Raw genomic sequence first — 11,768 nt, 5'->3', positions numbered from 1 at the left:
AGTTTTGCATGTTCACCTATATCAAGGATGTCGTTTACGGCACCTACACCCAGCTACGCAGCATGGTGATGGTTTTCAGCCATGGCTTTCGCAAGCGTGACACCCTGCAATACCCGGAAGAAGCTGTTTACCTGCCGCCCCGTTACCGTGGGCGCATCGTGCTGACCCGTGACCCCGACGGCGAAGAGCGTTGTGTGGCCTGCAATCTGTGTGCGGTGGCCTGCCCGGTTGGCTGCATCTCGCTGCAGAAAGCTGAAACCGAAGACGGTCGCTGGTACCCGGATTTTTTCAGGATCAACTTTTCGCGCTGCATCTTCTGTGGTTTGTGTGAAGAAGCCTGCCCGACCACTGCCATTCAGTTGACCCCGGATTTCGAGATGGGTGAGTTCAAGCGTCAGGATCTGGTCTACGAAAAAGAAGACCTGCTGATTTCTGGCCCTGGCAAGAACCCTGACTACAACTTCTATCGCGTTGCCGGTATGGCCATCGCCGGTAAGCCGAAAGGCGCCGCGCAGAATGAAGCCGAGCCGATCAACGTGAAAAGCCTGCTCCCGTAAGGACGCATATGGAATTCGCTTTCTATTTCGCTGCAGGCATTGCCGTTGCAGCCACGTTCAGGGTTATCACCAGTACCAATCCGGTGCATGCCCTGTTGTATCTGATCGTCTCGTTACTGGCGGTCTCCATGACCTTCTTCGCCCTCGGCGCACCCTTTGCCGGTGCGCTTGAGATCATCGTCTACGCCGGCGCAATCATGGTGCTGTTCGTGTTCGTGGTGATGATGCTCAACCTGGGCCCCGCCGCCGTTGAGCAAGAGCGCAAATGGTTGAGCCCGGGTATCTGGGTTGGGCCTTCGATCTTGTCTGCGCTGCTGCTTGCGCAGGTGCTCTATGCCCTGTTCAGCACCCCAAGTGGCGCGGTTATCGGCACCCAGGTGATCGATGCAAAAGCCGTTGGCATCAGCCTGTTTGGCCCCTACCTGCTGGTGGTTGAGCTGGCCTCCATGCTGCTGCTCGGCGCGTTGGTTGCGGCTTATCACCTCGGTCGCCATGAAGCTAAGGATATGACGCCATGAGTGCAATTCCGATGGAGCATGGCCTGGCGCTAGCCGGCCTGCTGTTCAGCCTGGGGCTGATTGGCCTGATGGTGCGACGCAACATTTTGTTCGTGCTGATGAGTCTTGAAGTGATGATGAATGCCACCGCCCTCGCCTTCGTGGTTGCAGGTAGCCGCTGGGTTCAAGCCGACGGGCAGGTGATGTTTATTCTGGTGATTACCCTGGCAGCCGCCGAAGCCAGCATTGGCTTGGCCATCCTGCTGCAGCTGTATCGCCGCTTCAACACACTCGATATCGACGCAGCCAGTGAGATGCGCGGATGAATCTATTATTTTTGACTTGCCTGTTTCCGCTGCTCGGCTGGCTTGCCCTGTCGTTCTCGCGCGGGCGTATTTCGGAAAACCTTGCTGCAGTGATTGGCGTGGGCTCGGTTGGCTTGAGCGCGCTAACCGCCGCGTGGATCATTATCCAGTTCAACCTCAACCCACCGGCTAACGGCGTCTACACCCAGGTTCTGTGGCAGTGGATGAGCGTTGAAAGCTTTACCCCAAGCTTTACCCTGTATCTGGATGGCTTGTCGTTGACCATGCTCGGTGTGGTGACCGGCGTTGGCTTTCTGATTCACCTGTTTGCCAGTTGGTACATGCGCGGCGAAGAAGGCTATTCGCGCTTCTTTTCCTACACCAACCTGTTTATCACCAGCATGCTGTTCTTGGTGCTCGGCGATAACCTGATGTTTCTCTACTTCGGTTGGGAAGGTGTCGGCCTGTGCTCCTACTTGCTGATTGGTTTCTATTTCAAGCACCGTGCCAACGGTAATGCGGCCCTGAAAGCCTTTATCGTCACCCGCATTGGTGACGTGTTTATGGCCATCGGCCTGTTTATTCTGTTCCAGCACCTGGGCACCTTGAATATTCAAGAACTGATGGTGCTGGCGCCACAGAAATACGTCGCCGGTGATAGCTGGCTGTGGATTGCTACGTTGATGCTGCTCGGCGGCGCCGTCGGTAAATCGGCGCAGTTGCCGCTGCAGACATGGCTGGCAGACGCCATGGCAGGCCCAACCCCGGTTTCGGCGCTGATTCACGCCGCAACCATGGTGACTGCCGGCGTGTACTTGATTGCACGCACCCACGGCTTGTTCCTGCTAACGCCAGAAATCCTTGAGCTGGTGGGTATTGTCGGCGGCGTGACCTTGGTTCTGGCCGGGTTTGCCGCGCTGGTGCAAACCGACATCAAGCGTATCCTGGCCTACTCGACCATGAGCCAGATTGGCTACATGTTCCTCGCCTTGGGCGTCGGCGCCTGGGACGCTGCGATCTTCCATTTGATGACCCACGCCTTCTTCAAGGCGCTGCTGTTCTTGGCCTCAGGTGCGGTGATCAATGCCTGCCATCACGAGCAGAACATCTTCAAGATGGGCGGTTTGTGGAAGAAACTGCCGCTGGCCTACGCCAGCTTTATCGTTGGCGGCTCAGCACTGGCTGCATTGCCGCTGATTACTGCAGGCTTCTACTCCAAAGATGAAATTCTCTGGGAAGCCTTCGCCAGTGGCCACAGCTACTTGCTGTATGCCGGTTTGCTGGGCGCCTTCCTGACCTCGATCTACACCTTCCGCCTGATCTTTATTACCTTCCATGGCGAGCCGAAGATCGACGCCCATGCTGGCAAAGGGATCGCCCATTGGCTGCCGCTGTCGGTGCTGATCGTGTTCTCGACCTTTATCGGCGCGCTGATAACCCCGCCATTGGCTGGTGTGCTGCCAGAAAGCGTCGGTCACGCCGGTGGCGATGCTCAACATCGCCTGGAACTTGCATCGGGCTTGATCGCCATTGCCGGGATATTGCTTGCCGCACTGCTGTTCCTTGGCCAACGCCGTATTGCCAAGGCCATTGCTGACAGTGCACCGGGACGCTTCTTGTCGGCCTGGTGGTTTGCCGCGTGGGGGTTTGATTGGCTGTATGACTGGCTCTTCGTCAAACCCTATCTGCTGATTACGCGCCTGCTGGCTCGCGATCCGTTTGATCGCACCATCAGCATTATTCCGCGCTCCACACGCATCGCTCACCTGGCGCTAAGTCGTACAGTTACCGGTGGCCTGCGTTGGTATGCCATGTCCATTGCCGGGGGCGCCGTTCTTGTGCTCGCCCTGCTGCTTCTGAATTAAGGAACACCGACAGTCATGATTCTGCCCTGGCTAATCCTTATCCCCTTTATTGGCGGCCTTTTGTGCTGGCAGTGCGAGCGGTTCAGCAATACGCTGCCGCGCTGGATCGCCCTGTTTACCATGCTTGCACTCTTTGTTTTAGCGCTCTGGTTGTGGATCACCGGTGACTTCACCCTCGCACCAGCACCGGGCGGCGACCCGGTTTGGGCGCACGAGTTCAAAGTGCAGTGGATCCCACGCCTGGGCATCACTATCCATTTGGCAATGGATGGATTGTCAGTGCTGATGGTGGTGCTTACGGGCCTGCTCGGCGTGCTTTCGGTGCTCTGTTCGTGGAATGAAATCCAGAACCGGGTGGGCTTCTTCCACCTCAACCTGATGTGGATTCTCGGCGGTGTAGTCGGGGTGTTCCTGGCCGTCGACCTGTTCCTGTTCTTCTTCTTCTGGGAAATGATGCTGGTGCCGATGTACTTCCTGATTGCCTTGTGGGGACACAGCGGCAGCGAAGGCAAGACGCGGATCAACGCGGCAACCAAGTTCTTCATCTACACCCAGGCCAGCGGTTTGGTGATGCTGATTGCCATCCTCAGCCTGGTCTTTATCCATTTCCAGCAAAGCGGCGTCTGGACCTTCAACTACGCGGACCTGCTGCGCACCCAGTTCGCACCGCACACTGAATACCTGTTGATGCTCGGGTTCTTTATTGCCTTTGCGGTGAAGTTCCCAGTGGTGCCTTTCCACTCGTGGTTGCCGGATGCCCACGCACAGGCGCCAACGGCGGGTTCGGTTGACCTGGCCGGGATCCTGCTGAAAACCGCCGCCTATGGTTTGATTCGTTTTGCCCTGCCGCTATTCCCCAACGCATCGGCGGAATTTGCACCCATTGCCATGTACCTGGGTGCATTCGCAATTATCTACGGCGCACTGCTGTCATTTGCGCAGACCGACATCAAACGCCTTATCGCTTACTCCAGTGTGTCGCACATGGGCTTCGTCCTGATTGCGATCTACTCAGGCAGCGAGATCGCCATGCAAGGCGCGGTGGTGCAGATGATGGCGCACGGTCTTTCAGCCGCCGCACTGTTTATCCTCTGCGGCCAGCTCTATGAGCGCCTGGGCACGCGCGACATGCGCAAGATGGGCGGGATCTGGGGGCGCATGCCTTGGCTTCCGGCAATCAGCCTGTTCTTTGCTGCTGCAGCACTGGGCATGCCGGGCACCGGTAACTTTGTCGGCGAGTTCCTGATCCTGATCGGCAGCTTCCCAGGCGCACCTTGGATCACCTCAGTGGCGGCCACGGGCTTGGTATTCGGCTCGGTCTACTCGCTGATCATGATTCACCGCGCCTACTTTGGCCCGAGCACCTCGGATGAGCCCATGCTCGGCTTGAAAGCGCGTGAACTAAGCATGGTTCTCGGCCTTGCAGGCTTGCTGGTATTGCTCGGTGTTTATCCGCAGCCGGTGCTCGATACGTCTGCCGCCAGCACCCACGGTGTGGTGCAGTGGATGAGCGAAGCGTTTAATCAACTTGATCAGGCTCGGTAAGCAGTTTTATGGACTTTACGACTCAACATTTACTCGCCCTGCTACCGCTGCTGATCACCAGCCTGACGATTGTCGCGGTCATGCTGGGCATCGCCTGGAAGCGCAATCACGCCATGACCTTTGGCATTTCGGTCATTGGTCTCAATCTCGCGTTGCTGTCGGTGTTTGCCGCCGTTAGCGTAGCCCCGTTACAGGTCACGCCCCTGTTGCTGGTGGATAAATACGCCTGCTTCTATATGGTTCTGGTCCTCGCCTCGACGCTGGCTTGCGTGACCTTGATTCATGCCTATTTGGGCGGTGAATCAGGCAAAGGCTATCCAGGTAACCGTGAAGAGCTTTACTTGCTGATTTTGCTCAGCGCAGCCGGTGGCTTGGTTTTGGTCAGCGCCCAGCATTTGGCGGGGTTGTTCATCGGCCTTGAGCTGCTTTCGGTACCCAGCTACGGAATGATCGCTTACGCCTTCTTCAATAAGCGCTCGCTGGAAGCTGGCATCAAATACATGGTGCTTTCGGCTGCAGGTTCGGCGTTCTTACTGTTCGGCATGGCGCTGCTCTATGCCGAGTCCGGCAGCATGAGTTTTGCCGGTATTGGCCACGCCGTGGTTGCCGGCGGTGATCCGAGCCTACTGGTCGAGATTGGCTTTGGCATGATGCTGGTCGGTCTGGCGTTCAAGTTATCGCTGGTGCCCTTCCATTTGTGGACCGCAGACGTTTACGAGGGCGCGCCTGCGCCGGTGGCTGCATTTCTGGCGACCGCGAGCAAGGTGGCCGTATTTGCCGTGCTGCTGCGCCTTTACGAGGTGTCACCGGCTGCCAGCGGCGGCTGGCTGACCGAACTGCTAACAGTTCTCGCCATTGCGTCAATCTTGTTCGGTAACCTGTTGGCACTGCTGCAAAACAACATCAAGCGTCTGCTGGGTTATTCATCCATCGCCCATTTCGGTTATCTGCTGATCGCCCTCATCGCCAGTAATGGTCTGGCGGTAGAAGCCGTTGCGGTTTACCTGGCCATGTATGTGTTGACCACGCTTGGCGCGTTCGGTGTCATCACGCTGATGTCCACGCCCTACAAGGGCCGTGATGCCGATGCACTCTATGAGTACCGTGGCCTGTTCTGGCGCCGTCCGTACCTCACGGCAGTCCTGACGGTGATGATGCTGTCACTGGCCGGTATTCCGCTCACAGCAGGTTTTATCGGCAAGTTCTACATCATCGGTGTGGGTGTTGAATCACAACAATGGTGGTTGCTCGGCGCGTTGGTGCTGGGCAGTGCAGTCGGGGTGTTCTACTACCTGCGCGTCATGGTTACCCTGTTCTTGGTCGAGCCTAACCTGCATCGCCACGACGCGCCGTTTGACTGGGGTCAACGTGCTGGCGGCGTGATGCTTATGGTCGTGGCCTTGCTGGCCTTCTTCCTCGGCGTTTACCCGCAGCCGCTACTCGCCTTGCTGGCTCAGTTCAGCATCGGCTAAGCTTGTGCTGCAGAGCAAAAAAATGGAGACCTTCGGGTCTCCATTTTTTGTTTGTGCCTGGCGCCAGCCCTTACACAGCTGCCAGATGCTCATAAAGAATCGCTGCACCGACCAGCATCAATACCACGCCGCCGATGATTTCAGCGCGTTTGCCAACGACATTGCCCAATACCCGTCCAAGCATCACGCCGATAGTGACCATGGTCATGGTGGCCAAGCCAATGGAAGCTGCTGCAAGCCAAATATTGACATCAATAAAGGCGAGGCCTACGCCGACTGCCAGCGCATCAATGCTGGTGGCGAAGGCGGTAACGGCCAGAATCAGAAACGAGTGTTGATTGGGCTTTTCGACCTCTTCTTCTTCGTGCTTGAGGCCGTTATAGATCATGTGGGCCCCAAGCACCAACAGCAAGGTGAAGGCAATCCAGTGATCCCAGCGCGCAACGTATTGGCTGGCAACCTGACCAATGCTCCAGCCTATTAAGGGCGTAATGGCTTCAATCACACCAAAGATCAAACCGGTACGCAGAGCTTCGCTAAAACGCGGGTTATGCAGACTTGCGCCTTTACCAAGGGCCGCAGCAAAGGCGTCCGTTGACATGGCCATGGCAAGAAAGAATAAGGAAATGGGGTTCACGGTTTACGTCCAGTCGGGCTATGAGTCAACGACGCAGCCACACGCCCGACTTTAGGCATGGATGCATCGTTGGTCTCGCCAACCCGAAGGTGTTCGTACCACGGCATGAGGCCGAGAATGTTGATACGAACGCTCTGTGACCGCAGGCCACGAGCAGGCTACTCCCCAACAAGGGCGGCCACTATAACGTCCTGGGCAAAAAAAGGCCACCGACTGAAATCGCGGCCCCTCAGCAAACGTGTATCCACGCTGTACTGCAACAACCTAAATAAAAACGCGGCAGCCAATTGTTTGGCTGCCGCGCTGGTTGATTCCGCTAACAGGCTGTTGTCAGCCCGACTGGAGCCTTACAAGACCATTGCCGCCACCCAACCGAATACCAGCAACGGAATGTTGTAGTGCAGGAATGTAGGCACCACGCTGTCCCAGATATGGTTGTGCTGGCCGTCGATGTTCAAACCAGAGGTCGGGCCCAGGGTTGAATCAGATGCAGGTGATCCCGCGTCACCCAACGCGCCAGCGGTACCGACAATACTGACGATCGCCAGCGGGCTAAAGCCTAGCTGAATACCCAGGGGCACGAAGATCGCGGCAATGATAGGCACAGTCGAGAACGATGAGCCAATACCCAAGGTCACCAGCAAACCGACCAGCAGCATCAACACTGCACCGATACCTTTGTTATTGCCAATCAGCGCGGCGGCGTCATCCACCAGGTGTTTAACGTCGCCAGTGGCCTTCATCACTTCGGCGAATCCGGCGGCGGCAATCATGATGAATCCGATCATGGCCATCATCTTCATGCCCTCCGTAAACAGGCCGTCGGCCTCTTTCCAGCGCACGACGCCAGACACTGAAAACACCACAAACCCAGCCAGCGCGCCAATAATCATCGAATCCAGCCACAGCTGTATAACGAAGGCAACGGCCACCGCAACACCTGCTACCAGCAAGCTTCGAGGATTGTATTTAACGTCTACCCGCTCAACTTGCTCGATCTTCTCAAGGTCATAAACGCGCTTTTTGCTATAGCTGAAAAATACCGCCACCAACAAACCGCAAAGCATGCCCAGTGCCGGCAGCGCCATCGCATGGGTAACACTGATCCCACTGATATCAACGCCCGCCTTAGCTACGTTGGCCAAGAGGATTTCATTAAGGAAGATGCCACCAAAACCAACCGGCAAGAACATATAAGGCGTGACCAAGCCGAAGGTCAGCACACAGGCAATCAAACGCCGATCGAGTTGCATTTTGCTCAACACGTAGAGCAATGGCGGCACCAGCAGCGGAATAAATGCGATATGGATCGGCAACACGTTCTGCGAGGCAATCGCCACACAGAGCAGCAGCCCGATCAGCAGCCACTTCAATGCCCCGCCCCCTGAACCACCTTCCTCTTTGGCGCCAACCAGGGCTACCGCTTTATCGGCCAAGGCATGAGCCATGCCCGATTTGGCAATGGCCACGGCAAAAGCGCCGAGCAATGCGTATGACAATGCAACCGTGGCCCCGCCACCGAGCCCGTTATTAAAGGCTTCGAGTGAACCGTTAAGGCCAAGGCCGCCAATCATGCCGCCTGCCAGTGCACCGACAATCAACGCGACCACCACATGTACCCGGCACAAACTGAGGACCAGCATAATGCCGACCGCTGCTATGACTGCGTTCATCAATTGCTCCCTAGAGCTCGACTAAAAATCCGCGTAGACACGCCAAAATTTGGCGATCCACAAAAAAAGCCGGGTACTCTGCCCCATGTGCCTGGAGCTGTCAAAACTTCTCGCCCACCGGTGCCAAACAACCCGTCAAGGAGGCGTGACTGGCCTAATCAGCGAGTGCGATTGGCGTTTACATACTTGCTGCCGAGCCCACTATGTCGCTAGCCTGCCCCTTTCGATATGGGGAGTACTGCATGCTTAATATTGCCATCGTCGCGGGATCTAGCCGTAACAACAGCCAATCAGGCAAAGTCGCGCGTTTTCTGCGTAAACGCCTGATGCAACTCGAGCTGACCAGTGAGGCGCAAAGTCAGGTCATTGACCTAGGGCTTGCGCCGTTGCCTCTTTGGCCAGCAGAAGATGCCGGACCTTGGGGACTATTCAGCCAGCAACTGCAAAGTGCCGATGCGGTGATTATCGTAGCGCCTGAGTGGAATGGCATGGCATGCCCGGCGATCAAGAACTTCTTTATCTACGCCAGCAAGACCGAACTTGGGCACAAGCCAGGGCTGCTGGTTGCGGTGTCGTCAGGCATTGGCGGCAGCGCTCCTATCAGTGAACTGCGCGGCTCAAGCTACAAAAACTGCCGCCTGTGCTACCTGCCTGAGCACTTGATTGTGCGCCATGTTGAACAAGTGCTGAATATGCCCGAGCCGCAAACTGAAGATGATCAACGCTTGCGCGCGCGGATTGACTACAGCCTCGACATCCTCGGCAAATACGCACAAGCGCTAAAACCGGTGCGCGAATCAATCGACATGACTCAACCCGCCTTCACCAACGGTATGTAGTACCCATTGCCTGCCCTTTACAACCCGGTTTATTCCGGGTTTTTTATGGCTCAAGCGCAGTTGGAAAACGCCCCAAAAACGGGCAGCAAAGTGAATTTTTCCAGCTTTGCTCGTTAACCCGATGAGCCGTGCAATAAAAACTACATTTTGCGGCAGTTTCTTATAAAGAAACAAAGGGCCTAGCCGATAGTTCGGTATCGAAGGTCTTTACATAGGAACACCGCATGATGCTTAACCGGCTCTCCATCCAACTAAAAATCACCTTGCTGGCAGGTTTGTGCCTGGTGGCGATCGTGACCTTGCTGGTCGGGGCTTCGCTCTATCAGGCGAAACAAAGTGCCAGCCTGGTTAGCGCATCAAGCAGCGAGATGCTTAAAGACAGCGCCGAGTTACGCCTTAAGTCGCGCGGAGAGCTTCAAGCCATACGTATCCAACGCTACTTCATGGACTCCTATCAGTACGGTAAAGGGTTCTCTCGGCAAATTCTGTTCCTCCGTGAACAGGCTGAGAAACGCTTCCTTGATGCCTTCGATTTGCGTGAAGACCTTACTCGCCAAGTGCGCACCAGCCTTGAGGCCAATCCTTCGATTCTTGGCTTGTATCTGGTGTTCGAGCCCAATGCCCTCGATAGCAAGGATGAGTTGTTTGCTGACCAAGCCGAATTGGGCAGCAATGACAAAGGCCGCTTTTCCCTCTACTGGTCGCAATCAACCCCTGGCAAGCTTGAGTCCGAAGCCATTCCGGAAGAAGACCTCAGCAAAACCGAAAAGGGCCCAAGTGGTGACCCCTACAATGCTTGGTACACCTGCCCCCGTGATACCGCTAAAGCCTGCGTCCTGGAGCCCTATTTCGATGATGTCGAAGGCAAGCAGGTACTGATGACCAGCATTGCCTTCCCGCTGCAAGTCGACGGCAAAGTCATCGGCGTAGTCGGGCTCGACATCAGCCTCGATAGCCTGCAGCAACTCAGCATTCAAGCCAGTGGCGAGCTGTACAACGGCCAGGCACACGTCAGTATTTTCAGTCCATCCGGCTTGATTGCCGGGCACAGCCTGGACGCCAGCCTGCTTAGCAAATCACTGGACAAGGCATTTCCTGAACAAAGCAGTGAAATCCAGGGCCTGATCACTGCCGGTCAATCGGCTGCTTTGCATCAGGCTGACATGCTGCGGGTGATCGAGCCATTCAAGCCGATCCCTGAAGCTAAACCTTGGAGCGTGATGATTCAGGTGCCGGAAAATGTACTGCTGGCCCCTGCCCTCAAGCTCCAGGCCCAGCTTGATGATCGCAGCACTCAAGACAGTTCCGTTTCGCTGCTGATCGGCTTGATTGCAGTGGTACTCGGCCTACTTCTTATGTGGCTCACTGCACGGGGCGTGACGCGTCCGATCATCGGTGTATCGACCATGCTCAAAGACATCGCCAGCGGCGAAGGCGATCTGACCAAACGCCTTAATTACACCAAACACGATGAACTCGGTGAGTTGGCAAGCTGGTTCAACCGCTTCCTCGACAAGCTGCAGCCAATCATTGCCGAGGTGAAGCGCAGCGTGGTTGATGCACGGGCTACGGCTGACCAGTCGGCGTCAATTGCCAGCCAGACCAGCGCAGGCATGCAACAGCAATTCCGTGAGGTTGATCAGGTCGCCACGGCATTCCAGGAGATGAGCGCCACTGCCCATGATGTCGCGCAGAACGCCGCGCAAGCAGCAGAAGCGGCGCGCAGTGCTGACCATGCCACACGCGATGGCCTCGGCGTCATCGATAAAACCACCTCATCCATTGAATTACTGGCCAATGAGATGAGCGTGGCCATGCAAGAAGTCGAAGGGCTGGCAGCCAGTAGCGATCAAATTGGCTCGGTACTTGAAGTGATTCGCTCCATCGCCGAGCAAACCAACTTACTCGCCCTCAATGCCGCCATTGAAGCGGCCCGCGCCGGTGAAGCGGGCCGTGGCTTTGCAGTGGTAGCCGATGAAGTCCGCAACTTGGCCAAGCGCACACAAGATTCGGTAGAGGAGATTCGTCAGGTCATTGAAGGCCTGCAAAGCGGTACCCGTGAAGTGGTCAGCACCATGAACAGCAGTCATCGTCAGGCCCAAGGCAGTGTTGAGCAGGTTGAGCACGCCGTGGCCGCACTGCAGCGTATCAGTGAGGCCGTTGGCATCATTACCGACATGAACTTGCAGATCGCCAGCGCGGCTGAGGAACAAAGCTCAGTGGCCGAGGAAATCAACCGCAACGTTGCATCCATCCGCGATGTCACCGAGTCAATTACCAGTCAGGCCGATGAGTCAGCTCAGGTCAGCCAGGACCTCAACCGTCTGGCCAACCAACAGCAAAGCCTGATGGATCAATTCCGGGTTTAACCTTGAGTC

The 11,768-nt window shown here is 56.3% G+C and carries 10 protein-coding genes and 1 pseudogene; 9 read left to right on the top strand and 2 right to left on the bottom strand.

The window, feature by feature from the left end:
• Positions 1-8: 8 nt before the first annotated feature.
• Genes nuoI through nuoN form a run of 6 tightly spaced genes read left to right on the top strand, consistent with a single transcriptional unit; the run spans position 9 to position 6,241 of the window.
• Positions 9-557, top strand: coding sequence for an NADH-quinone oxidoreductase subunit NuoI (gene nuoI / locus AACY09_RS12830; protein ID WP_087516784.1), 549 nt, complete (start codon positions 9-11; stop codon positions 555-557).
• An 8-nt stretch (positions 558-565) separates the two neighbouring features.
• Positions 566-1,075: an NADH-quinone oxidoreductase subunit J gene (nuoJ, locus tag AACY09_RS12825; protein WP_339488469.1), complete on the top strand. Its 510-nt coding sequence runs from the start codon at positions 566-568 to the stop codon at positions 1,073-1,075.
• Positions 1,072-1,380: an NADH-quinone oxidoreductase subunit NuoK gene (nuoK, locus tag AACY09_RS12820; protein ID WP_087516782.1), complete on the top strand. Its 309-nt coding sequence runs from the start codon at positions 1,072-1,074 to the stop codon at positions 1,378-1,380. The genes nuoJ and nuoK overlap by 4 nt, the downstream gene beginning before the upstream one ends.
• Positions 1,377-3,224, top strand: a complete 1,848-nt coding sequence (nuoL, locus tag AACY09_RS12815) for an NADH-quinone oxidoreductase subunit L (RefSeq protein WP_339488468.1) — start codon at positions 1,377-1,379, stop codon at positions 3,222-3,224. The genes nuoK and nuoL overlap by 4 nt, the downstream gene beginning before the upstream one ends.
• Positions 3,225-3,239: 15 nt before the next feature.
• On the top strand, positions 3,240-4,769 hold the full coding sequence (nuoM, locus tag AACY09_RS12810) for an NADH-quinone oxidoreductase subunit M (protein ID WP_339488467.1): 1,530 nt from the start codon (positions 3,240-3,242) through the stop codon (positions 4,767-4,769).
• A gap of 8 nt (positions 4,770-4,777) precedes the next feature.
• Positions 4,778-6,241, top strand: a complete 1,464-nt coding sequence (nuoN, locus tag AACY09_RS12805) for an NADH-quinone oxidoreductase subunit NuoN (RefSeq protein WP_339488466.1) — start codon at positions 4,778-4,780, stop codon at positions 6,239-6,241.
• Positions 6,242-6,311: 70 nt separating this feature from the next.
• Here the strand turns inward: nuoN and mntP are convergent, their stop codons facing one another.
• Together mntP and AACY09_RS12795 are read right to left on the bottom strand one after the other, a co-directional pair.
• A complete protein-coding gene (gene mntP, locus AACY09_RS12800) occupies positions 6,312-6,878 on the bottom strand; it encodes a manganese efflux pump MntP (protein WP_339488465.1) in 567 nt (188 codons plus the stop codon).
• 347 nt (positions 6,879-7,225) lie between these two features.
• Entirely contained in the window at positions 7,226-8,551 is a 1,326-nt protein-coding gene (locus AACY09_RS12795) for a Na+/H+ antiporter family protein (protein ID WP_339488464.1), read from the bottom strand.
• Positions 8,552-8,793: 242 nt separating this feature from the next.
• On the opposite strand from AACY09_RS12795, the gene AACY09_RS12790 reads away from it, so the two are divergent.
• The 3 genes and pseudogenes from AACY09_RS12790 to AACY09_RS22055 all read left to right on the top strand — a co-directional run bounded on the left by AACY09_RS12790 (position 8,794) and on the right by AACY09_RS22055 (position 11,759).
• On the top strand, positions 8,794-9,390 hold the full coding sequence (locus tag AACY09_RS12790; RefSeq protein ID WP_339488463.1) for an NADPH-dependent FMN reductase: 597 nt from the start codon (positions 8,794-8,796) through the stop codon (positions 9,388-9,390).
• Between the two features lie 224 nt (positions 9,391-9,614).
• A pseudogene (locus tag AACY09_RS22060) lies at positions 9,615-10,901 on the top strand (PDC sensor domain-containing protein); the annotation flags it as partial.
• A 102-nt stretch (positions 10,902-11,003) separates the two neighbouring features.
• A complete protein-coding gene (locus AACY09_RS22055) occupies positions 11,004-11,759 on the top strand; it encodes a methyl-accepting chemotaxis protein (RefSeq protein ID WP_445323848.1) in 756 nt (251 codons plus the stop codon).
• The last annotated feature ends 9 nt before the right edge of the window (positions 11,760-11,768 follow it).

Origin of the sequence: Pseudomonas sp. EL_65y_Pfl2_R95, from assembly GCF_963971045.1 — a bacterium.
In the GTDB taxonomy this organism is placed as follows: domain Bacteria; phylum Pseudomonadota; class Gammaproteobacteria; order Pseudomonadales; family Pseudomonadaceae; genus Aquipseudomonas.
Note: the sequence above shows the minus strand (reverse complement) of the source record. Positions and strands in the feature narration are given on the sequence as shown.